Annotated in this window: 22 protein-coding genes; 10 read left to right on the top strand and 12 right to left on the bottom strand. The window is 54.7% G+C overall.

Features of this window, described 5'->3' with window-relative positions; genetic code table 11:
• Positions 1 to 403 precede the first annotated feature (403 nt).
• The 7 genes from tdcA (at position 404) to ACQG19_RS21765 (ending at position 10,249) form a co-directional block, all read left to right on the top strand.
• Positions 404 to 1,324 (top strand): transcriptional regulator TdcA, encoded by a 921-nt coding sequence (tdcA, locus tag ACQG19_RS21795; protein ID WP_038983586.1) that lies wholly within the window; start codon positions 404 to 406, stop codon positions 1,322 to 1,324.
• Between the two features lie 119 nt (positions 1,325 to 1,443).
• Entirely contained in the window at positions 1,444 to 2,433 is a 990-nt protein-coding gene (gene tdcB / locus ACQG19_RS21790) for a bifunctional threonine ammonia-lyase/L-serine ammonia-lyase TdcB (protein ID WP_038983796.1), read from the top strand.
• A gap of 9 nt (positions 2,434 to 2,442) precedes the next feature.
• On the top strand, positions 2,443 to 3,774 hold the full coding sequence (gene tdcC, locus ACQG19_RS21785) for a threonine/serine transporter TdcC (RefSeq protein WP_013098878.1): 1,332 nt from the start codon (positions 2,443 to 2,445) through the stop codon (positions 3,772 to 3,774).
• Between the two features lie 30 nt (positions 3,775 to 3,804).
• Positions 3,805 to 5,013 (top strand): propionate kinase, encoded by a 1,209-nt coding sequence (gene tdcD, locus ACQG19_RS21780; protein WP_102752156.1) that lies wholly within the window; start codon positions 3,805 to 3,807, stop codon positions 5,011 to 5,013.
• Between the two features lie 15 nt (positions 5,014 to 5,028).
• The gene (gene pflB / locus ACQG19_RS21775) at positions 5,029 to 7,323 is read left to right on the top strand and encodes a formate C-acetyltransferase (RefSeq protein ID WP_058661943.1); all 2,295 of its coding nucleotides are present in this window, start codon (positions 5,029 to 5,031) and stop codon (positions 7,321 to 7,323) included.
• Positions 7,324 to 7,594: 271 nt separating this feature from the next.
• The gene (locus ACQG19_RS21770) at positions 7,595 to 8,926 is read left to right on the top strand and encodes an amino acid permease (protein ID WP_246932441.1); all 1,332 of its coding nucleotides are present in this window, start codon (positions 7,595 to 7,597) and stop codon (positions 8,924 to 8,926) included.
• Positions 8,927 to 8,947: 21 nt separating this feature from the next.
• A complete protein-coding gene (locus ACQG19_RS21765; RefSeq protein ID WP_013098874.1) occupies positions 8,948 to 10,249 on the top strand; it encodes a serine dehydratase subunit alpha family protein in 1,302 nt (433 codons plus the stop codon).
• Positions 10,250 to 10,311: 62 nt separating this feature from the next.
• Here the strand turns inward: ACQG19_RS21765 and ACQG19_RS21760 are convergent, their stop codons facing one another.
• On the bottom strand, positions 10,312 to 11,013 hold the full coding sequence (locus tag ACQG19_RS21760; protein WP_013098873.1) for a pirin family protein: 702 nt from the start codon (positions 11,011 to 11,013) through the stop codon (positions 10,312 to 10,314).
• A 104-nt stretch (positions 11,014 to 11,117) separates the two neighbouring features.
• Here ACQG19_RS21760 and ACQG19_RS21755 point away from each other — a divergent pair, with 104 nt between their 5' ends.
• Positions 11,118 to 12,020, top strand: coding sequence for a LysR family transcriptional regulator (locus ACQG19_RS21755; protein WP_014885334.1), 903 nt, complete (start codon positions 11,118 to 11,120; stop codon positions 12,018 to 12,020).
• A gap of 41 nt (positions 12,021 to 12,061) precedes the next feature.
• Here the strand turns inward: ACQG19_RS21755 and ACQG19_RS21750 are convergent, their stop codons facing one another.
• From ACQG19_RS21750 to ACQG19_RS21700, 11 genes are all read right to left on the bottom strand, one after another.
• The gene (locus ACQG19_RS21750) at positions 12,062 to 12,427 is read right to left on the bottom strand and encodes a DUF805 domain-containing protein (protein WP_013098871.1); all 366 of its coding nucleotides are present in this window, start codon (positions 12,425 to 12,427) and stop codon (positions 12,062 to 12,064) included.
• 105 nt (positions 12,428 to 12,532) lie between these two features.
• Positions 12,533 to 13,519, bottom strand: a complete 987-nt coding sequence (locus tag ACQG19_RS21745) for a glutathione S-transferase family protein (RefSeq protein ID WP_040021974.1) — start codon at positions 13,517 to 13,519, stop codon at positions 12,533 to 12,535.
• A gap of 72 nt (positions 13,520 to 13,591) precedes the next feature.
• Entirely contained in the window at positions 13,592 to 13,984 is a 393-nt protein-coding gene (locus ACQG19_RS21740) for a DoxX family protein (RefSeq protein ID WP_013098869.1), read from the bottom strand.
• 253 nt (positions 13,985 to 14,237) lie between these two features.
• On the bottom strand, positions 14,238 to 14,534 hold the full coding sequence (locus tag ACQG19_RS21735; protein WP_246932442.1) for a YqjK-like family protein: 297 nt from the start codon (positions 14,532 to 14,534) through the stop codon (positions 14,238 to 14,240).
• Positions 14,531 to 14,929 carry a phage holin family protein gene (locus tag ACQG19_RS21730; RefSeq protein WP_013098867.1) on the bottom strand — a complete coding sequence of 133 codons (399 nt, stop codon included), beginning with the start codon at positions 14,927 to 14,929 and terminating at the stop codon, positions 14,531 to 14,533. The genes ACQG19_RS21735 and ACQG19_RS21730 overlap by 4 nt, the downstream gene beginning before the upstream one ends.
• 1 nt (position 14,930) lies before the next feature.
• A complete protein-coding gene (locus tag ACQG19_RS21725; RefSeq protein WP_013098866.1) occupies positions 14,931 to 15,236 on the bottom strand; it encodes a DUF883 family protein in 306 nt (101 codons plus the stop codon).
• 29 nt (positions 15,237 to 15,265) lie between these two features.
• Positions 15,266 to 15,634 carry a DUF1090 domain-containing protein gene (locus tag ACQG19_RS21720; RefSeq protein WP_020689388.1) on the bottom strand — a complete coding sequence of 123 codons (369 nt, stop codon included), beginning with the start codon at positions 15,632 to 15,634 and terminating at the stop codon, positions 15,266 to 15,268.
• A gap of 142 nt (positions 15,635 to 15,776) precedes the next feature.
• Positions 15,777 to 16,160: an EnvZ/OmpR regulon moderator MzrA gene (gene mzrA, locus ACQG19_RS21715; RefSeq protein WP_020689389.1), complete on the bottom strand. Its 384-nt coding sequence runs from the start codon at positions 16,158 to 16,160 to the stop codon at positions 15,777 to 15,779.
• Between the two features lie 2 nt (positions 16,161 to 16,162).
• On the bottom strand, positions 16,163 to 16,825 hold the full coding sequence (yqjA, locus tag ACQG19_RS21710) for a DedA family general envelope maintenance protein YqjA (RefSeq protein WP_013098863.1): 663 nt from the start codon (positions 16,823 to 16,825) through the stop codon (positions 16,163 to 16,165).
• A 343-nt stretch (positions 16,826 to 17,168) separates the two neighbouring features.
• On the bottom strand, positions 17,169 to 17,945 hold the full coding sequence (exuR, locus tag ACQG19_RS21705; protein ID WP_013098862.1) for a transcriptional regulator ExuR: 777 nt from the start codon (positions 17,943 to 17,945) through the stop codon (positions 17,169 to 17,171).
• A gap of 141 nt (positions 17,946 to 18,086) precedes the next feature.
• Positions 18,087 to 19,385 carry an MFS transporter gene (locus tag ACQG19_RS21700; RefSeq protein WP_013098861.1) on the bottom strand — a complete coding sequence of 433 codons (1,299 nt, stop codon included), beginning with the start codon at positions 19,383 to 19,385 and terminating at the stop codon, positions 18,087 to 18,089.
• A 473-nt stretch (positions 19,386 to 19,858) separates the two neighbouring features.
• Here ACQG19_RS21700 and uxaC point away from each other — a divergent pair, with 473 nt between their 5' ends.
• Positions 19,859 to 21,271 carry a glucuronate isomerase gene (gene uxaC, locus ACQG19_RS21695; protein ID WP_013098860.1) on the top strand — a complete coding sequence of 471 codons (1,413 nt, stop codon included), beginning with the start codon at positions 19,859 to 19,861 and terminating at the stop codon, positions 21,269 to 21,271.
• 17 nt (positions 21,272 to 21,288) lie between these two features.
• The gene (locus tag ACQG19_RS21690; protein ID WP_013098859.1) at positions 21,289 to 22,776 is read left to right on the top strand and encodes a UxaA family hydrolase; all 1,488 of its coding nucleotides are present in this window, start codon (positions 21,289 to 21,291) and stop codon (positions 22,774 to 22,776) included.
• The last annotated feature ends 28 nt before the right edge of the window (positions 22,777 to 22,804 follow it).

Here is a 22,804-nt window from a genome sequence, read left to right as displayed (position 1 = left end):
AAAAACATTCACCCTAAAAATGTGTGATGTATTCCACTCTTTCCCGAACCTCTGTCAAATTACGCCCGTAAATTTCGAAAAACTGAAAGAATGTTTCACATGAATAATGGTTATTTATTGTTCTTTAATTGCCTGAAAGATAGTCTTTATTGATTTTTTAAACGCAGCGAAATTTATCCGGGTTATCGCCATAAAATAAATTTATTACCGCCATTTTTGTTGATCAATATCAGCGTGATAGCGTATTTGATTGGTTGTATTTTATTGATTTAAAAGGTTTTTAATGGGGTTGGGTAGTTCCTGGTAAGGGTGCGAAAAGACAAATTGTGAGTAACAGCACATACCCCCTGAAACAATATTGAGTAGAATCCACCCCGTCATAGGGAAATAAGCGCAGAATATTATGAACACTATTATTCTACCGAAAACACAGCACCTCGTGGTATTTCAGGAAGTCATTAAAAGTGGCTCCATAGGTTCTGCAGCAAGACAACTGGGTCTGACGCAACCCGCCGTCAGCAAAATTATCAGTGATATCGAATCTTACTTCGGTGTGGAAGTGATGGTGCGTAAAAACACGGGCGTAAAACTGACGGCGGCGGGCCAGGTTCTGCTCTCGTACTCAGAGTCGATCACCCGTGAGATGAAAAACATGGTGAGCGAGATTAACAGCCTCAGTTTCAGCACCGTCATGGACGTCTCGTTTGGTTATCCCTCACTGATTGGCTTCACGTTCCTCTCTGAAATGATCAAAAAATTCAAGGAAGTGTTCCCGAAAGCGCGGGTCTCCATGTATGAAGCGCAGCTCTCTTCTTTCCTTCCCGCCATTCGTGACGGGCGGCTGGACTTTGCCATCGGCACGCTGAGTGATGAAATGCTGCTGCAGGATCTGCATGTCGAACCGCTGTTCGAGTCTGAATTTGTGCTGGTGGCCAGCAAATCACGAACGTGCACCGCCCCGACGACACTGGCATCGCTCACCCATGAGCAGTGGGTGATGCCGCAAACCGACATGGGCTACTACAAAGAACTTCTGACCACCCTGCAAGACAACCACATCAGTATTGAAAACATCGTCCAGACCGATTCCGTCGTCACCATTTATAACCTTGTCCTCAATGCCGACTACCTGACGGTGATCCCCCGCGACATGATTGCGCCGTTCGGTTCAGACCAGTTTATTGTGCTGCCAGTGGAAGATGAATTACCGGTGGCACGCTATGCCGCCGTGTGGTCAAAAAATTACAGAATTAAAAAATCAGCGTCAGTGTTAGTTGAGCTGGCGAAACAATATGCGTCACTGACCAGTGAACGACGACGATGAATAATTAATTTCCAAATAAGTACTGCCTATTTTTTGAAAAACACCCCAGAGCTTATTTTAGCTGTGCTCTGATACCCTGACTTTGCCCGAAAAGAATGAATTATTATAACGAGGATATTATGCATATTACCTACGATCTCCCGGTAACCATTGAAGATATTCAGGACGCCAGAAAACGACTGGCAGGAAAGATATATAAAACCGGCATGCCGCGCTCGAATTATCTCAGCGAACGCTGTAAGGGTGAAATCTTTCTGAAGTTTGAAAATATGCAGCGTACCGGCTCCTTCAAAATTCGCGGCGCGTTCAATAAATTAAGCTCGCTGACCGATGCTGAAAGACGTAAAGGGGTTGTGGCCTGCTCTGCGGGAAACCATGCGCAGGGCGTCTCCCTTTCCTGTGCCATGCTCGGCATCGACGGCAAAGTGGTGATGCCGATGGGCGCGCCAAAATCCAAAGTTGCCGCCACGCGTGACTACTCGGCGGAAGTGGTGCTGCACGGCGAGAACTTCAACGACACGATCGCCAAAGTGAGCGAAATCGTTGAGATGGAAGGGCGTATTTTTATCCCGCCTTATGATGACCCAAAAGTGATCGCCGGCCAGGGCACGATCGGCCTCGAAATTCTCGAAGATTTATACGATGTGGATAACGTCATTGTGCCGATCGGTGGTGGCGGGTTAATTGCTGGCATCGCAACGGCAATAAAATCGATTAACCCGACCATTAATATTATCGGCGTACAGTCTGAAAACGTTCACGGCATGGCGGCGTCGTATCAGGCAGGTGAAATTATTAACCATCGGGTTACCGGCACATTAGCAGACGGCTGCGACGTTTCTCGTCCGGGTAAATTAACCTTCGAAATTGTTCGTGAATTAGTCGACGACATTGTGCTGGTCAGCGAAGACGATATTCGTAACAGTATGATTGCGTTAATTCAGCGAAACAAAGTGGTGACCGAAGGGGCGGGGGCGCTGGCCTGCGCGGCGTTATTGAGCGGCAAGCTCGACCATTATATTCAGGGGCGCAAAACCGTCTGCATTATTTCCGGCGGCAATATCGATCTCTCTCGTGTTTCCCAAATTACCGGCTTCGTTGACGCATAAGGATGACCTATGAGCAACACTGAAAGCATTATCGTTGGCCAGACAAAAACGTCCTCCTGGCGTAAGTCAGACACCACCTGGACGCTGGGATTGTTTGGTACCGCCATTGGCGCAGGCGTGCTGTTCTTCCCTATACGTGCAGGTTTCGGCGGCTTGATCCCTATCCTGCTGATGCTGCTTCTCGCGTTCCCGATTGCGTTCTACTGCCACCGCGCGCTGGCGCGTCTGTGCCTGTCCGGTAGCAACGTTTCCGGCAATATCACCGAAACGGTGGAGGAGCATTTTGGTAAAACAGGCGGAGTGGTCATCACGTTCCTCTACTTCTTCGCCATTTGCCCGCTACTGTGGATTTACGGCGTCACCATTACCAACACCTTTATGACCTTCTGGGAAAACCAGCTCCAGATGCCGGCGCTAAACCGCGGCGTGGTGGCGCTGTTCCTGCTGCTGCTGATGGCCTTTGTGATCTGGTTCGGTAAAGACCTGATGGTGAAGGTCATGAGCTATCTGGTATTCCCGTTTATCGCCAGTCTGGTGCTGATTTCCCTGTCGCTGATCCCTTACTGGAACTCGGCGGTGATCGACCAGGTTAACCTGAGCGATATCGCCTTCACCGGCCATGACGGCATTCTGGTGACGGTGTGGCTGGGGATCTCCATCATGGTCTTCTCCTTTAACTTCTCGCCGATTGTCTCCTCGTTTGTGGTCTCCAAGCGCGAAGAGTACGAACCGGAGTTCGGTAAAGACTTCACCGAGCAGAAATGCTCCAGAATCATCGGCCGCGCCAGCCTGCTGATGGTCGCCGTGGTGATGTTCTTCGCCTTTAGCTGCCTGTTTACGCTCTCTCCGCAGAACATGGCTGATGCCAAAGCGCAGAACATTCCGGTGCTCTCTTATCTGGCGAACCATTTTGCGTCGATGTCAGGCACCAAATCGACGTTTGCGACGGTGCTGGAATACGGCGCCTCTATCATCGCGCTGGTCGCAATCTTCAAATCTTTCTTCGGCCACTATCTGGGCACGCTGGAAGGGCTGAACGGCCTGATCCTGAAGTTCGGGTACAAGGGCGATAAGAAGAAGGTCTCGGTGGGCAAACTGAACACCATCAGCATGGTCTTCATCATGGGCTCCACCTGGGTTGTCGCGTATGCCAACCCGAACATTCTGGACCTTATTGAGGCCATGGGAGCACCCATCATCGCTTCTCTGCTGTGTCTGTTGCCGATGTATGCCATCCGCAAAGCCCCGGCAATGGCGAAGTATAAGGGCAGACCCGAGAACATCTTCGTCACCGTTGTCGGCCTGCTGACCATTCTGAACATCGTTTACAAACTGTTCTAAATCAATGCTCAGGAAGAGCGGAGTCACACCATGATTGAGTTTCCGGTTGTACTGGTTATTAACTGCGGTTCGTCCTCTGTTAAGTTTTCAGTGCTCGATGCCAGCAGCTGCGATCCCCTGATGACGGGCATTGCCGACGGTATCAATACTGAAAAAGCCTTTATTTCCGTGAACGGGGGTGAGCCAGCCACACTGGCTCACCATGACTACGAAGGGGCGCTGGCTGCCATCGCCCTGGAGCTGGAGAAGCGTGACCTGATGAGCAGCGTGGCCTTAATTGGCCACCGCATTGCCCACGGCGGTGAACGCTTCAGCGAGTCTACCCTTATCACGGAGCAGGTTATCAATGAGATCCGCCAGGTTTCTTCTCTGGCACCACTGCACAACTACGCCAACTTAAGCGGTGTGGAAGCGGCGGAACGCCTGTTCCCGAACGTTCAGCAGGTGGCGGTGTTTGACACCAGTTTCCATCAGACGTTGCCGCCGCAGGCGTATCTGTACGGGTTGCCGTACCGCTACTTTGAGGAGCTGGGCGTGCGGCGCTATGGTTTTCACGGCACTTCCCACCGCTACGTTGCCGGGCAGGCGCATACGCTTCTCGGGCTTTCGCCGGACGACAGCGGGTTAGTGATTGCCCACCTGGGTAATGGCGCGTCGATTTGCGCGGTTCGTAATGGCAAAAGCGTTGATACCTCGATGGGGATGACGCCGCTGGAAGGGCTGATGATGGGCACGCGCTGTGGCGACGTGGATTTTGGCGCGATGGCGTGGATTGCCCAGCAAACCGGCCAGTCGTTCGAGGATCTGGAGCGTGTGGTTAACAAAGAATCTGGCTTGCTGGGGATCTCCGGGATTTCCGCCGATCTCAGGACGCTGGAAAAAGCCTGGCGCGAGGGAAATCCGCGGGCGCAGCTGGCGATAAAAACCTTTGTGCACCGCATTGCACGGCATATCGCCGGACACGCGGCGTCGCTGCATCGCCTGGACGGGGTGGTGTTTACCGGAGGGATTGGCGAGAACTCTACGCTCATCCGCAGGCTGGTAGCAGAACATCTCAAGGTCTTTGGCCTCATCCTCGACGAGACCCGCAACGCCCTGCCTGGCAGCGCGGGTGAACGCATCATCAGCGCCGATACGTCCCGCGTGGCGTGTGCGGTGATCCCTACCAATGAAGAAAAAATGATCGCGCTGGACGCCCTCCGTCTTGGGAAGGTTACCCCGGCTGCGGCTTACGCCTGACAGAGCGAGAATCTCATGAAAGTAACGATTGATACGCGCGTTGCGCCCTACAGCGACGCATGGGCCGGGTTTCGCGGTGAAGAATGGAAAGACGCCGTTAACGTGCGCGATTTTATTCAGCATAACTACACCCCTTATGAAGGCGACGAAACTTTCCTCGCGCAGGCGACGCCAGCAACGACGGCGCTGTGGCAAAAGGTGATGGTGGGGATTCGCCAGGAAAATGCCACCCACGCCCCGGTGGATTTCGATACCAACATCGCCACCACCATTACCGCTCACGGACCGGGCTATATCGACCGTGAGCTGGAGACCATCGTCGGCCTGCAAACCGATAAGCCGCTCAAGCGCGCCCTGCATCCGTATGGTGGGATCAACATGATCCGCAGTTCGTTCGAAGCCTACGGCCGCGAGATGGATCCGCAGTTCGAATACCTGTTTACCGACCTGCGTAAAACCCATAACCAGGGCGTGTTTGACGTCTACTCGCCGGAGATGATGCGTTGCCGTAAATCGGGTGTACTGACCGGGCTGCCGGACGGCTACGGACGCGGGCGCATCATCGGCGACTACCGCCGCGTGGCGCTGTACGGCATCAGCTATCTGGTGCGTGAGCGTGAACTGCAGTTCGCGGATCTGCAGCCGAGACTGGAACGCGGCGAGGATCTGGAGGCGACGATCCGCCTGCGCGAAGAGCTGGCGGAGCATAAGCGTGCGCTGCTGCAGATCCAGCAGATGGCGGCGAACTACGGCTTTGATATCTCGCGTCCGGCGATGAACGCGCAGGAAGCGGTGCAGTGGCTGTACTTTGCCTACCTGGCCGCGGTGAAATCCCAGAACGGTGGGGCGATGTCGCTGGGGCGCACCGCGTCATTCCTCGATATCTACATTGAGCGCGACATGCAGGCCGGGCGGCTGAATGAAGTTCAGGCACAGGAGCTGATCGACCACTTCATCATGAAGATCCGCATGGTGCGCTTCCTGCGTACGCCGGAGTTCGACACGCTCTTCTCTGGCGATCCGATTTGGGCGACAGAGGTGATTGGCGGGATGGGGCTGGACGGCCGCACGCTGGTGACCAAAAACAGCTTCCGCTACCTGCACACGCTGCACACCATGGGGCCTGCGCCAGAGCCAAACCTGACGATCCTGTGGTCTGAACAACTGCCGATCGCGTTCAAGAAATACGCCGCGCAGGTCTCGATTGTCACCTCGTCGCTGCAGTATGAGAACGACGATCTGATGCGTGCCGACTTCAACAGCGACGACTACGCTATTGCCTGCTGCGTCAGCCCGATGGTGATCGGCAAGCAGATGCAGTTCTTTGGTGCCCGCGCCAACCTGGCGAAAACGTTGCTGTATGCGATCAACGGCGGGGTGGATGAGAAGCTGAAGATCCAGGTCGGGCCGAAAACCGCGCCGCTGCTGGACGAGGTGCTGGACTACGACACCGTGATGGCGAGCCTGGATCACTTTATGGACTGGCTGGCGGTACAGTACATCAGCGCGCTGAATCTCATTCACTACATGCATGATAAGTACAGCTACGAAGCCTCGCTGATGGCGCTGCACGATCGGGACGTCTACCGCACCATGGCCTGCGGTATCGCCGGACTGTCGGTGGCCGCCGATTCCCTGTCGGCCATTAAATATGCGACGGTGAAACCGGTGCGCGACCATACCGGTCTGGCGGTCGATTTTGTCATTGAAGGGGATTATCCGCAGTACGGTAACAACGACGATCGCGTGGACAGCATCGCCTGTGACCTGGTGGAGCGCTTTATGAAGAAAATTCAGGCGTTACCAACCTATCGTAACGCGGTGCCGACCCAGTCGATCCTGACCATCACCTCGAACGTGGTGTACGGCCAGAAGACCGGCAACACGCCAGACGGACGCCGGGGCGGCACGCCGTTTGCGCCGGGTGCCAACCCAATGCACGGACGTGACAGAAAAGGGGCAGTGGCGTCGTTAACCTCGGTTGCCAAGCTGCCGTTCACCTACGCCAAGGACGGGATCTCTTACACCTTCTCCATCGTGCCGCAGGCGCTGGGCAAGGACGAGCTGGTGCGCAAAACCAACCTTGTGGGGCTGCTGGACGGGTACTTCCACCACGAAATAGCCATCGAGGGCGGGCAGCATCTGAACGTCAACGTCATGAACCGGGAAATGCTGCTGGATGCCATTGCGCACCCGGAAAATTACCCGAACCTGACGATCCGCGTTTCGGGGTATGCGGTGCGGTTTAATGCCCTGACCCGCGAGCAGCAGCAGGATGTGATTTCAAGGACGTTTACGCAGGCGATGTAATCCAGGCTAAGGCTGGGCCTCCCTTTGGGGAGGCTTTTAATTTCGTGAATGCCATCACGTTTAGAAAATATCTACCTTATTGAATATTTCAAAAGCAAATCTTCCTCCAGCATTAGAAAAGCCCTATTTATTTTGTGACTTTTTTCTCCCTCTCTCCGGCTATGATTTTCTCACACTAACTACAAGCACCTGCACTCTCTGACTCGCCATCGCTGGCGAACGGAAACCTATAAAAATTAATCAGTTACCCTACAAATTAAGCGAGTGCCTTATGGATACGGCTACAAACAGCAGTGTGATTGTGAATGATTCCCCCGCGGCAAGGCGGGCGGGAATGCGTGAGAGCGAATGGCGCGAGGCGATCAAGTTCGACAGTACCGATACGGGCTGGGTCATCATGAGTATCGGGATGGCCATCGGCGCGGGGATTGTTTTTCTCCCGGTGCAGGTCGGATTAATGGGGCTGTGGGTCTTTTTGCTCTCGTCCGTGATTGGATATCCGGCGATGTATTTATTCCAGCGCCTGTTTATTAATACGCTGGCGGAATCACCGGAATGCAAAGATTATCCGAGCGTCATTAGTGGATATCTCGGGAAAAACTGGGGCATCTTATTAGGCGCACTCTATTTTGTAATGCTGGTCATCTGGATGTTTGTCTATTCCACCGCCATTACCAACGACAGCGCCTCTTATTTGCAGACCTTTGGCGTTACCGAGGGGCTACTCTCAGAAAACCCGTTCTACGGGTTAGTGCTGATCTGTATTCTGGTGGCCATCTCTTCCCGCGGTGAAAAGCTGCTGTTTAAAGTCTCCAGCCTGATGGTGTTGACCAAGCTATTTGTGGTTGCCGCGCTGGGCTTGTCGATGATTGGCCTCTGGCATTTAGCCAACGTAGGCATGCTGCCGCCGATGGGGCTGCTGATTAAAAATGCCATCATTACGCTTCCCTTTACCTTAACCTCAATTCTGTTTATTCAGACCTTAAGCCCGATGGTGATCTCCTACCGTTCACGGGAAAAGTCCGTTGAGGTGGCGCGTCATAAAGCGCTACGGGCCATGAATATCGCCTTTGGCGTGCTGTTTGTGACGGTATTCTTCTACGCCGTCTCCTTCACGCTGGCGATGGGGCACGATGAAGCGGTCAAAGCCTATGAGCAGAACATCTCTGCCCTGGCGATTGCGGCGCAGTTTATCAGCGGAGAAGGTGCGGGCTGGGTCAAAATCGTCAGCGTGATCCTCAATATCTTTGCTGTTATGACGGCCTTCTTCGGCGTCTATCTTGGTTTTCGCGAGGCCACGCAGGGCATCGTGATGAACATCCTGCGTCGCAAAATGCCGGCAGAGAAAATCAATGAAAACACCGTCCAGCGTGGGATCATGCTGTTCGCCATCCTGCTGGCCTGGAGCGCGATTGTGTTAAACGTGCCGGTGCTGAGCTTCACGTCTATTTGCAGCCCCATCTTCGGCATGGTGGGCTGTCTGATCCCTGCATGGCTGGTCTACAAGGTACCCGCCCTGCATAAATATAAAGGCGTATCACTGGTGATTATCATCATTACCGGGCTGCTGCTTTGTGTTTCTCCTTTCCTCGCATTCTCCTGAGGAGCAATTAAGGTCGTAACGATGTCTGAGCAAACTAACCCTTTATGGAATCATTTTATTCGCGCGGTGCAGGAAGAGGTTAAACCTGCGTTGGGGTGCACTGAACCTATCTCTCTGGCGCTGGCCTGTGCGATAGCCGCTGAGCACCTGCCCGGTGAGGTAACGCGCATTGAAGCATGGGTATCGCCCAATCTGATGAAAAATGGGCTTGGCGTAACGGTACCCGGCACCGGCATGGTCGGGCTACCCATTGCGGCGGCGCTGGGAGCGACGGGCGGGAATGCCCGCGCCGGGCTGGAGGTGCTAAAAGGGGCGTCAGCCGATGCGCTGGAACGCGCCAAAGCCCTGCTCAATGCGGGTCAGGTCCAGGTGAAACTGCAGGTGCCGTGCGAGGAAATCCTCTATTCGCGCGCCTGTGTTTATGCCGGAGAGGCCTCGGCCATGGTGACCATCGCAGGCGGGCATACTCGCGTGGTGGAGGTGGTCTGTGAGGGCGAAACACGCTTCACCCGTGATGAACAGCCGGGAGAGGCGGGTGACGATCCGCTGGAGGTGTTCTCTCACACCACGCTGTCGGCGATCCTCACGTTCGTGGAGCAGGTTCCGTGTGAGGCGATCCGCTTTATTCTGCAGGCGGGGCAGCTTAACGATGCCCTTTCTCGTGAAGGGCTGAGCGGAAAATGGGGGCTGCATATTGGCGCGACGCTGAATAAGCAGCGCACGCGCGGATGGATGGCGAAGGATGTTGGCTCGGACATTGTTATCCGCACCAGCGCGGCTTCTGACGCCCGAATGGGCGGTGCTACGCTTCCGGCAATGAGCAATTCAGGGTCCGGCAATCAGGGGATCACCGCCACCATGCCGGTAGTGGTTGTGGCGGAGCACGTTCAGGCTGATGAGGAACGGCTGGCCAGAGCGCTGATGCTGTCCCATCTTTCGGCGATCTATATCCACGCCCAGCTTCCGCGCCTGTCGGCGCTGTGCGCTGCGACAACCGCAGCGATGGGAGCGGCAGCCGGCATGGCCTGGCTGATGGGGGGAAACTATCAAACGATCGCGATGGCCATCAGCAGCATGATCGGTGACGTCAGTGGGATGATTTGCGACGGCGCGTCAAACAGTTGTGCGATGAAAGTCTCAACCAGCGTCAGCAGTGCCTGGAAAGCGGTGATGATGGCGCTGGATGAGTCTGCCGTGACGGGCAATGAAGGGATTGTGGCGCACGATGTGGAACAGTCTATCTCGAACCTGTGCGCGTTAGCGTGCCGCTCAATGCAGGCAACGGACCGGCAGATTATTGAGATTATGGCGAGTAAGGTGTAGCGAGTTCAGGGGCTCGATCGGTTCCCTCTCCCTGTGGGAGAGGGTTAGGGTGAGGGCATTCTCTACACCGGCAAATCAATCAGCAGCGCACGCAGCGGCGTATCGGCCACCAGCGTAATATTCGCTTCATCACGAATAAATGCCCCGTCGCCGCAGGTGAGCGCCTCTTTCTCTTCCGTGTGCGTTACCGCATGCACCGTACCGTGAATCGATTGCAGATAGGCGCGCGGGCCATGAAGCTGAAAGCTCGCCTGTTCACCTTTCTTCAGTTCGATATGGTGCAACCACACCTGCTGACGCAGTTGCAGGCTGCCTTTGCTCCCGTCCGGAGAAGCGATCAGCTGTTGCTTTTCGCTCTGCAGATCGATTTTTTGCACCAACGGATTTTCCCGCTCAGGGCAGGCATCCAGCCACAGCTGCATGCGGGTCAGCGTTTTGTCTTTGCTGAGATTATGCTCGCTATAGCTAATGCCCGGCTGCGTGGAAATTAACAGCGCTTCGCCAGCCTTTGCCTGGACATGATTGCCCTCGCTATCGCGGTATTCTGCCTCGCCTTCCAGGATCAGGTTCAGGATATCGACTTTCGGATACGTACGCGGCTGGAAGGAGGCGCCCGGGGCGAGTACTTCCTGATTTAACACGCGCAGTGAAGCGTAACCGAGGAGTTTAGGGTCAAAGTAGTGTCCAAAGGAAAAGGTGTAGCGGGCCTGCAGCCAACCGAAATCGGCTTGTCCGCACTGTTTAGCTGTTCTTGTCGTAATCATAAACTTGACCTCTCTTTACACTAAAACAATGGTAAAGGTATGGACGCTTCATTGTTAGCCAGATATTCTGCCCGGTATGTTCAAATTTCCTGAATGAGAACGAGATGGCTAAAGAGAGAGCATTGACGCTTGAGGCGCTTCGCGTCATGGACGCGATTGACAGGCGTGGCAGCTTTGCCGCCGCGGCAGATGAACTGGGGCGCGTTCCGTCTGCGCTCAGCTATACCATGCAAAAGCTGGAGGAAGAGCTGGACGTGGTGCTCTTTGACCGTTCCGGTCATCGAACAAAATTCACGAACGTTGGACGGATGCTGCTGGAACGTGGCCGCGTACTGCTGGAAGCGGCGGATAAACTAACGACGGACGCCGAGGCGCTGGCACGCGGCTGGGAAACTCACCTGACGCTGGTCACTGAGGCTCTGGTGCCTACCGAGGCGTTATTCCCGCTGGTAGACAGGCTGGCAGACAAAGCGAACACGCAGCTTTCAATCATCACCGAGGTGCTGGCAGGCGCGTGGGAGCGTCTGGAGACGGGCAGGGCGGATATCGTGATTGCGCCGGATATGCACTTCCGTTCATCGTCTGAGATCAACTCCCGTAAACTCTACAGCGTGATGAACGTTTACGTCGCCGCGCCAAATCACCCGATTCACCAGGAGCCGGAGCCGCTTTCTGAAGTGACGCGCGTGAAGTACAGGGGCGTGGCGGTTGCGGATACCGCGCGCGAACGTCCGGTGCTAACGGTGCAGTTGCTGGATAAACAGCCGCGTCTGACGGTCACATCGCTGGAAGATAAGCGCCAGGCATTGCTGGCAGGATTGGGCGTAGCGACTATGCCGTATCCGTTTGTTGAAAAAGATATTGCTGAAGGGCGTCTGCGCGTTGTCAGCCCGGAGTACACCAGCGAAGTGGATATCATTATGGCGTGGCGTCGCGACAGCATGGGCGAAGCCAAATCGTGGTGTTTGCGAGAAATTCCAAAGCTCTTTGCGCATCACAACAAATAAAAGAGTAAGCCCGATGTGCCTAAGCGCCATCGGGCATAAATTTACGCGCCGATCTTCGGATCCGGACCAAAGCGGTTTTCACCCGGCGTCCCGCTCTGACAGTTGAAGATTAAAATCACAATCCATCCCACTACCGGGATTAACAGCAGCAGTAACCACCAGGCGGAACGATCCGTGTCGTGAAGCCGGCGGAACTGTACGGCCCAGGACGGCAGAAGAATAAAGATGGCATAAATCGATGTAAGGACGCCTTCCCCACTCGCCCACTCCCAGCCCAGAATTTTATCCACGATGCTCAGCACCAGAGCAAAAATGAAGTTCACCAGAATGAACATCCAGTACTCTTTGCGGCGCGCGCGGCCACCAAATCCAATGTAGTTGCGCAGTACGTTTAAATACCAATCCATTTCCTTGCCTCATTTATCAGTCAATCACTTGTTTTCTAAGCGATCGAGGTAAGGATAGATGGAGATTGTGAATTAAAAAAGGGCATCTCACGATGCCCTTAATATTTATCCAAAACGAACGTCGCGCCCGTGGGGTTCATTCAGATCCTGCCACGGCCCGATGGAGATAATACCCGTCGGGTTAATGGTTTTGTGGCTGCGGAAATAGTGGGTGCGGATATGGTCAAAATCGACCGTTTCGGCAATTCCCGGCATCTGGTAGATGTCGCGCAGGAAACCATACAGGTTCAGATAATCGCTGATGCGGTGTTTGTCACACTTAAAGTGGGTGACATAGACCGGATCAAAACGAACCAGCGTCGTCCACAGGCGGATATCCGCTTCCGTCAGACGATCGCCCGTCAGATAGCGGTGCTGGCCGAGGATCTGCTCCAGACGCTCAAGAGATTCAAAGACTTTTCCAACCGCTTCGTCGTAGGCTTCCTGGCTGGTGGCAAAACCGGCCTTGTAAACGCCGTTATTAACGTTGTCGTAAATCCAGCTGTTCAGCTCATCGATTTTGTCTCGCAGCTCAACCGGATAGTAATCCCCGGCGCGCGCGCCATGGGCGTCGAAGGCGGTGTTGAACATGCGGATGATCTCCGCAGATTCATTGCTGACAATCGTCTGGTTTTTCTTATCCCACAGAACCGGTACGGTGACGCGCCCGGTGTAGTGCGGGTCGGCGCGCAGATAAAGCTGGTAGAGGAAATCGTGATGATACAGTTCATCACCCGTCGCAGCAGGGAAATCATGGTCGAACGTCCAGCCGTTTTCCAGCATTAGCGGGTTCACCACCGACACCGGAATTAAGGATTCGAGGCCTTTCAGCTTGCGCACAATCAGCGTGCGGTGCGCCCACGGGCAGGCGAGGGAAACATAGAGGTGATAACGATCTTTCTCGGCCGCAAAGCCACCTTCGCCACTCGAGCCGGCAGCACCATCGGCGGTAAGCCAGTTACGGAAGGCCGAAACAGAGCGCTTGAAGCGTCCACCGGTGGATTTGGTGTCATACCAGACATCCTGCCAGACGCCGTCTACGAGTTGTCCCATTTTTTTCTCCTCCGTCAGATAGCAAAAGCGAGGAGAGGTCTCCTCGCTTTGTGTTTATTCAGTATAGCGTGCTTACCATTTCTTATTCAGAACGCGGTCGATGCTGTATGCGCCCGGGCCGGTGACAGCCAGCAGCAGGAAGCCACCCGCAATGGTCAGGTTTTTCATGAACATCAGGGAGTTCACGCCTTCAGCAAAGTTGCTGTGGAAGATGAACGCCGTCAGCAGGGTGAAGCCCGCAGTAAACAGCGCCGTGGTACGGGTCAGGAAGCCGAACAGTACCGCCAGGCCGCCGCCGAACTCAAGCAGAATGGTCAGTGGCAGCATGAAGCCCGGAACGCCCATGGCTTCCATATACTGCTGGGTACCCGCATAACCGGTGATTTTGCCCCAACCTGCAACGATGAACAGAATTGGCATCAGAATACGTGCTACCAGTACACCAACATCTTCTAATTTTTTCATTTTACTCTCCAGGAAACCACATCAGCGGCTGAACATTATTTGTCTGCAAATTCGGGTAGATACCGCGTCTTTGCTGTCGATGGAGAGCATCATAAACGTGACGGTTGGCGATTGTTAGCAAGGAAAACTGTCAATCTTTTTCAAAGATATTGAGTAAGGGCAGGTGCGCGCTGGTGCCCTCACCCCAACCCTCTCCCACAGGGAGAGGGCGTAAAAACAAAAAACGGTAACCAGGGTTACCGTTTTGCTTTTATCACCGAAGCTGCTGCTGGCGAATCGTGGCTTTCACCAGGCGCCAGGCGCTCCAGGCACCAAAGCCGCGTCGGGCCCAACGGATCAGCAGATTCGGATGACGGATCGTCCAGATTGCCATCACACTGCTGCCAACCAGAGCCCAGGAACGCAGGCTCAGGAAGGTGTTCCAGCCACGGTCAAACCGACGCGTCGCGTCAATCCAGTCGCGACGGCTGGCAGACAGATCCAGCCGTTGCTGCTGGATCTGACTTAACAGAAAGGCTTTTCGCTTTTCACGTTCGGCTTTATCGCTCACGGCTTGTCATCCTCCAGCAGAGCGCGATCGTTCGCCAGCTCCTGGCGCGTATGGCGCAGGAAAGTGGACTTACGCGCTTTGCGCATCGTCCAGATACCGCCAATCAGTGCTGCAACCAGCAAAACGACGGTGGTGGCAATCATCGCGTTGAGTCGATATTGCGGATCGATGGCCCAGATGATGAGTACCATCAGGCTCATCAGACCAAACGCGGCGAAGAGCATGGTCAGTCCAAGCATCAGCAGCATCTGGAAGAGGTTGGCTTTCTCCTCTTCCAGCTCTACCACTGCCAGCCGGACGCGCGTTTCGGCAATCCCGACCAGCGTCGTTAAGATACGCTGGCCGATGCCGAGGACGTTGTTAGCAGGCCCTTGTGCGTGACGAGGATCTTCCATATCAACGACGCGTCAGCAGTACGCCCAGTACCACACCGATTGCGGCACCAATACCGACACCCGTCCACGGATTATCGCGAACATATTCGTCAGCACGCGCTGCGGCTTCACGGGTCTGTTTTGCCAGCGCATCACCGGTTTCACCCAGGCGATAGCGGCTCTCTTTCAGCGCTTGCTCCGCTTTACTGCGCAGTTTGCTGACCTCTTCTTTTGACTTATCGGCGGAGGAGTTCAGCACCTCTTCAAGGGTGTCAGCCAGGGATTTCAGTTCAGCGCGCAGATGTTCAGACGTCGTATCTTTTGACATGATTTTCTCCTGTTGAGATTTCCGTTAACTCAATAATCGCGAGCTTCCAGCGCTTTCAGGTCGTCCTGCGCTTCTTTCAGCTTTCTCTCGCGCTTGGCAATTTTTTCCGCATCCCCTTTCTCTTTCGCTTCCTGCAGGTCGTGACGACGCTCGGCTATCTCGTCCTTCTGTTCAGCGATTTTTTTCTGGTGATCGGCACGCAGTTGGCTGTCTGAACAGTTCGCTTTCACTTCGCTCAGCGCTTTTTTCAGCCCCTCAACACGATGCTGATTGTTGTGCTTTTCGGCATAACCGATCTCACGCTGAATATCCTGCTCTTTCTCCTGACAGAGAGAAGTGGCGAAGGAGGCAGTGCTTAAAGATAAAAGGGCCAAAGCCAGAGTAATGCGGAATTTCATTATCGAAACCTTCCATTGTGTTGCGGCATAAGCCGCTATCCAGACTAAGCGGAGAACATTTGAGGGGTGCTCCGCGTACTTAAGCATAGTAAGTAAACGGGGGATTCACCAAAGTGAGTGAAAAGATTCGGAATCCTGGTAATTATCCAAATCGATGCGACGTATCGCGAATCAGCGACAGCCAGGCCGCTGGCCGGCTGTCATCGTCCTGCTGGGCAATGATGTATCCCTGCGGCAGCGTGCGGTCAAGCACCACTTTCGCGGCTGCGCTCTGCGCACGAGAGTCAAACTTGATCAGTAACACATCGTTTTGTGGGGTGATACTTTTAAAGCGGATCCCGTTGGCATCCAGATGGTGCCAGACAGAAAACCCATCCGGTACGCTGACACCCTGATTAACCGGGCGAATGGCCAGCGTAGATTCCTGATGCGAAAGCGCGCTCCAGACCAGAAGCATGGCGCTGATAAGCACCAGGGCGATCAGTGCGTACGCACAACGACGCAGGGAGAGCGCTGAGATAACCATGGTTAGCTCCTGGCTCCGTATTTTTTCTTCCACAGGACAACCAGCGAACCGATCAGGCCGAAGACCAGCAGGACGACAGGCAGCAGCATCAGGCATGACATCAGCTGATCTTCATACTTCATAAAGACCGGCGTTTTACCCAGCGCATAGCCCAGCGTGGTGAGGATCAGCACCCACAGCAGGCCGCTCATCCAGTTAAAGAACTGGAAGCGAGTGCTGCTGAGACCTGACAGACCCGCGATGGTCGGCAACAAAGTACGTACAAACGCAATAAAGCGGCCAATCAGCAGTGCGGAAAGGCCGTGCTTATGGAAAAGATGGTGCGCCCGCTGGTGATAATGCGCCGGAAGGTGCGAAAGCCAGTTCTGCACGATCCGCGTATTGCCAAGCCATCGTCCCTGGATGTAGCTCACCCAGCAGCCGAGGCTGGCGGCGACGGTCAGTAAAAAAATGGTTTGCGGAAACGCCATCGCCCCTTTGGCACACAGCACGCCGACGAGCACCAGCAAACTGTCGCCAGGCAAAAAGGCCGCAGGCAGCAGACCGTTCTCAAGGAACAGGATCATAAACAGGACAAAATAGAGCATGCCAATCATGGAAGGGTTGGCCAGCGTTTCGAAATCCTGAGCCCAGAGGGCATTCAGTAGTTGGGTCAAAAGTTCCATTCAGTGTTCCTGGAAATCGGTTAACGTCACGCCTGTTATCCGGGACAAACAGCACGGCGACATTGTTGTGATTTCATTATGGTCGCTCGCGGACACATTGCGGTGTGGCCAACACTGTTCCCTGTTAATTGGCTGGTTAGCAAGCACTAACTTACAAAATAAGGAATTGAATCCAATTGTAACAAAGCCCAACGTTCTGCGTCACAGAATTTGCAGGGTGTGATGATTTTGGCGTAAGCCCTGGAAGTGAGCGAGGGGATTTACAAAGGCTGACACTATATATGTTTTGCTTACCCATAAGCGCGGGAAGGCGCAGCGAAGCGCCTGCCAGCACGGAGGCAAACTATTTTGCCTGACTTGACGCGGTATCGAGGTGAACGACAGGATTATCCGCAAAAAGATAACGGTCGGCGTTAAATTCGAAGTCGTCACTGGTCTCATTGAACAGCATCTGCTTGGTGTTCTCGAGGTGCTGCCACATGGCCAGTTTCGCGGCGTGGGGATCTTTACGAATCAGCGCCTTGAGGATTTGGTCGTGATCGTCACACCAGTTATCCACCGTACGTGAATCGATATGATCGTGCAGTTTTTTCCAGTACGGGTTGTGAACGCGCTGAGTCCACATTTTTTCTACAATTGCGGCCAGCGCGGTATTTTGGGTTGCCAGTGCCACCTGAACGTGGAACTGCAGATCCCACTCCGAATCGCGGAAACATTTTTCCTTGCGGGCGTTCTCCTGGATCTCCATCAGTTTCATGATGTCCTGCTTGGTCACCTGGGTTGCCGCAAATTCCGCAATGTTGCTTTCAATGAGCTGGCGGGCCTGGAGCAGCTCAAACGGACCATAGCTGGCAAATTCCAGGCTTTCGTCCGCAACAGGAGAGTGTTTAGGCTGATTAGAAATCACATGAATGCCGGAACCTTTGCGAACCTCAACGTAACCTTCCACTTCCAGCATGATGATCGCTTCACGCACCACGGTGCGGCTCACGTTTTTTTCATCGGCTATGAAGCGCTCAGCGGGGAGTTTGTCACCGACAAGATAGACCCCTTGCTCGATGCGATCTTTCAGCTCGGCAGCAAGTTGTTGATATAAACGACGTGGTTCGGTGATTTCCATATGCGCTCCAGGCAGGGTACGGCGGATGATTTGTTATACCACTTTTGCATGCCACTCTCCAGATTTTGCCATTAAAAAAGCCGCCCGGAGGCGGCTGGTTTTATAGGTCGGGTAAGCGCAGCGCCACCCGGCACAGCAATGCTAACTCTGCGTCGCCGGTCCCCCGAGGGACTCTTTCGCCAGTTCGTCGGCAGATTTGCTTTTCAGCACCGTCCAGATAACGACTGCCCCCATCAGGTCGAAGATAGCCAGTACCGCAAACAGCGGGCTGAAACCGATGGTATCCGCCAGCGCACCCACCACCAGCGCAAACAGGGTACTTGCGGTCCAGGCGGCCATCCCGGTCAGGCCGTTGGCCGTTGCCACTTCGTTACGGCCGAACACGTCAGACGAGAGGGTAATCAGCGCACCGGATAACGACTGGTGTGCAAAACCACCGATGCACAGCAGGGCGATAGCCACGTACGGGCTGGTGAACAGGCCGATCATCCCCGGGCCAATCATCAGCAGCGCGCCCATGGTCACGACCATCTTACGGGAAACAATCAGGTTCACCCCAAACCAGCGCTGGAACAGTGGCGGCAGGTAACCACCCACGATACAGCCCAGGTCAGCGAACAGCATGGGCATCCAGGCGAACATGGCGATCTCTTTCAGGTTAAAGCCATAGACCTTAAACATGAACAGTGGGATCCAGGCGTTAAAGGTGCCCCAGGCCGGTTCAGCCAGGAAGCGTGGCAGCGCGATACCCCAGAACTGACGGGTCCCCAGGATCTGCCAGACGGACATTTTTTTGCCGTTGTTGGTCTGGTGCTGCGCTTCCTGACCGCCAATGATGTACTCGCGTTCTTCTTCAGACAGTTTTTTCTGGTCACGCGGGTGTTTATAGAACACCAGCCACGCCATGGCCCAGGCAAAGCTCAGTACGCCAGAGATAATAAACGCCATCTGCCAGCTGTGCATGACGATGGCCCACACCACCAGAGGAGGGGCAATCATCGCCCCGATGGACGAGCCGACGTTGAAGTAACCGACCGCAATAGAACGCTCTTTTGCCGGGAACCACTCAGAGCTGGCTTTCAGCCCTGCCGGGATCATCGCCGCTTCCGCCGCACCTACCGCGCCGCGTGCCAGCGCCAGGCCACCCCAGCTGCCTGCCAGCGCCGTTGCACCGCAGAACACCGCCCAGGCGATGGCGAAGAAGGCATAACCGATTTTGGTACCGAGAATGTCCAGCACATAGCCTGCAACAGGCTGCATGATGGTATAAGCCGCGGAGTAGGCGGCAATGATGTAGGAGTATTGCTGCGTGGAGATGTGCAGCTCTTCCATCAACGTGGGCGCGGCGGCTGCCACGGTGTTACGCGTGAGGTAGCCCAGCACGGTGCCGAGCGTCACCAGTGCGATCATATACCAACGTAACCCTTTAATTTTACGCATCTAAAACCTCATCGTTATGTTATTTCCGTGCCAGGGCACGGCAACCTCTCACCGGTTTGGGGGAGGGCTGTGTAACGGGAGGGGCGTAACCGGGAGAACGTCCCGGAACGGCCCGAACCTTGCCATAAATAAGCGTGCATAAGTCGGTTTCCGTACCGTTAAATCCGATGTCTGACACCGGTAATGCATTCCGTCGGCTGCGTGTTTGCGACGGCGAAAAGATAACTTGTCATACAACTTTAAAAGGTGAGTGACATCACAAATGTATGATTCTTTGTAGGGGCATTATCTGGCGCAGGCGAAGCCAGTTCTGACGCGGTCTGCAGAAGGGTTTACCTCATTCGGGGTAATTTTTTTGTCCGGGTTTATTGATCCAACTCACGAAAAAAACCTCAGGCTCTGGAAATTGGTGTGATAACTTTGCAGCATCTGAACATAAGCTTTCTGCCGCTCCCGTTACGAGGAAGACGATAATGACACCGTTTATGACCGACGATTTTCTGTTAGACACTGAATTTGCCCGCCGCCTGTATCACGACTACGCAAAAGACCAGCCCATTTTTGATTACCACTGCCATTTACCGCCGCAGCAGGTTGCCGACAATTACCGTTTTAAAAACCTGTATGACATCTGGCTGAAGGGCGATCACTATAAATGGCGCGCCATGCGCACCAACGGCGTCGCTGAACGCCTGTGTACCGGCGACGCAAGCGACCGCGAGAAATTTGATGCCTGGGCGGCTACCGTGCCGCAGACCATCGGTAACCCGCTCTATCACTGGACGCACCTCGAACTGCGCCGTCCGTTTGGCATTACCGGTAAGCTGCTTTCACCGGCTACGGCGGATGATATCTGGGAGCAGTGCAACGACTTGCTGGCACAGGATAACTTCTCCGCGCGCGGCATCATGAAGCAGATGAACGTGAAGATGGTGGGCACCACCGACGACCCGATCGACTCGCTTGAACATCACGCGGTCATTGCAAAAGACACCGCGTTTGATATCAAAGTGCTGCCAAGCTGGCGTCCGGATAAAGCCTTTAACATCGAACTCGACACCTTTAGCGACTATATGGCGAAGCTGGGCGAGGTTTCTGACACCGACATCCGTCGTTTTGCGGACCTGCAGAGTGCGCTGATCAAACGTCTGGATCACTTTGCGGCACACGGCTGTAAAGTCTCTGACCATGCGCTGGACGTGGTGCTGTTTGCAGAATCTAACGAAGCCGAGCTGGATAGCATTCTGGCGCGCCGTCTCTCCGGTGAAGCCCTGAGCGAGCATGAAGTCGCCCAGTTCAAAACTGCGGTACTGGTCTTCCTTGGCGCTGAATATGCCCGTCGCGGCTGGGTGCAGCAGTACCACATTGGCGCGCTGCGTAATAACAACCAGCGTCAGTTCAAACTGCTGGGCGCGGACGTGGGCTTTGACTCCATCAACGACCGTCCGCTGGCCGAAGCGCTCTCTAAACTGCTGAGCAAACAGAACGAGCAAAACCTGCTGCCCAAAACCATCCTCTACTGCCTGAACCCGCGCGATAACGAAGTGCTGGGCACCATGATCGGCAACTTCCAGGGGGAAGGGATGCCGGGCAAGATGCAGTTCGGCTCCGGCTGGTGGTTCAATGACCAGAAAGATGGCATGGAGCGTCAGATGACGCAACTGGCGCAGTTGGGTCTGTTAAGCCGCTTTGTCGGCATGCTGACCGACAGCCGCAGTTTCCTCTCCTACACCCGCCACGAATACTTCCGCCGCATTCTGTGCCAGATGATTGGCCGCTGGGTGCACGCGGGCGAAGCACCAGCGGATATCCAGCTGCTTGGCGAGATGGTGAGAAACATCTGCTTTAACAATGCGCGTGACTACTTCGCCATTGAACTGAACTAAGCCCGTTTGAGGTTGATATGCACTACATCAAAATCCATTCGCTGGATAACGTCGGCGTCGCGCTGGCAGATCTGACCGAAGGAACAGAGGTCACTTTCGGTAATCAATCGGTCACGTTGCGCCAGGCCATTGGACGTGGACATAAGTTTGCCCTGATCCCCATTATGAAAGGGGAGAACGTGGTGAAGTACGGTTTACCGATTGGCCATGCGCTGGCGGATATTGCGCCGGGTGAATACATTCATTCCCACAATACCCGCACCAATCTGAGCGATCTGGACGAGTACAGCTATCAACCTGATTTCCATGCGCAAGAGGAGCAGGCGGCGGATCGTGAGGTGCAGATCTACCGCCGCGCCAACGGTGAGGTAGGGATCCGCAACGAACTCTGGATCCTCCCGACAGTCGGTTGCGTGAACGGGATCGCGCGTCAAATCCAGACGCGTTTCCTGAAAGAGACTCACGATGCCGAAGGCATTGACGGCGTGCACCTGTTCAGCCACACCTACGGCTGTTCACAGCTGGGTGACGATCACATCAACACCCGTACCATGCTGCAAAACATGGTGCGTCATCCGAACGCGGGAGCGGTGCTGGTGATTGGCCTGGGCTGCGAGAACAACCAGGTGGATGCCTTCCGGGAGACGCTGGGCGAGTTTGACCCTGAGCGCGTGCACTTTATGGTGTGTCAGCATCAGGATGATGAAGTGGAAGCGGGCGTTGAGCAACTGCACCAGCTGTATGAGGCGATGCGCCACGATAAACGTGAGCCGGGCAAGCTGAGCGAGCTTAAGTTTGGGCTGGAGTGTGGTGGCTCGGACGGTCTTTCCGGCATCACCGCGAACCCAATGCTGGGCCGCTTCTCGGACTATGTGATCGCCAACGGGGGAACGACGGTGCTGACGGAAGTGCCGGAGATGTTCGGTGCCGAGCGTATCCTGATGAGCCACTGCCGTGATGAAGCGACGTTTGAGAAAACGGTCACCATGGTGAATGATTTCAAACAGTACTTCATCGCTCACAACCAGCCGATTTATGAGAACCCGTCGCCGGGTAACAAAGCGGGTGGGATCACCACGCTTGAAGAGAAGTCACTGGGTTGTACCCAGAAAGCGGGCGCCAGCCAGGTGGTGGATGTCCTGCGCTACGGCGAACGCCTGAAAACCCACGGACTGAACCTGCTGAGCGCCCCGGGGAACGATGCGGTTGCCACCAGCGCGCTGGCCGGTGCCGGCTGCCACATGGTGCTGTTCAGCACCGGCCGCGGTACGCCGTACGGCGGGTTTGTCCCGACGGTCAAAATTGCCACCAACAGTGAACTGGCGGCGAAGAAAAAGCACTGGATCGACTTTGATGCCGGTCAGCTCATTCACGGTAAAGCAATGCCTGAATTGCTGACGGAGTTTGTGGACAGTATTGTGGAATTTGCCAACGGCAAGCAGACCTGCAACGAGAAAAACGACTTCCGTGAGCTGGCGATCTTTAAGAGTGGGGTGACGTTGTAAGTAGGGTGCGGGCCGGTGCCCTCACCCT

It is taken from the genome of Enterobacter cloacae complex sp. 277I4, from assembly GCF_050031465.1.
Taxonomy (GTDB): Bacteria; Pseudomonadota; Gammaproteobacteria; order Enterobacterales; family Enterobacteriaceae; genus Enterobacter; species Enterobacter cloacae.
Note: the sequence above shows the minus strand (reverse complement) of the source record. Positions and strands in the feature narration are given on the sequence as shown.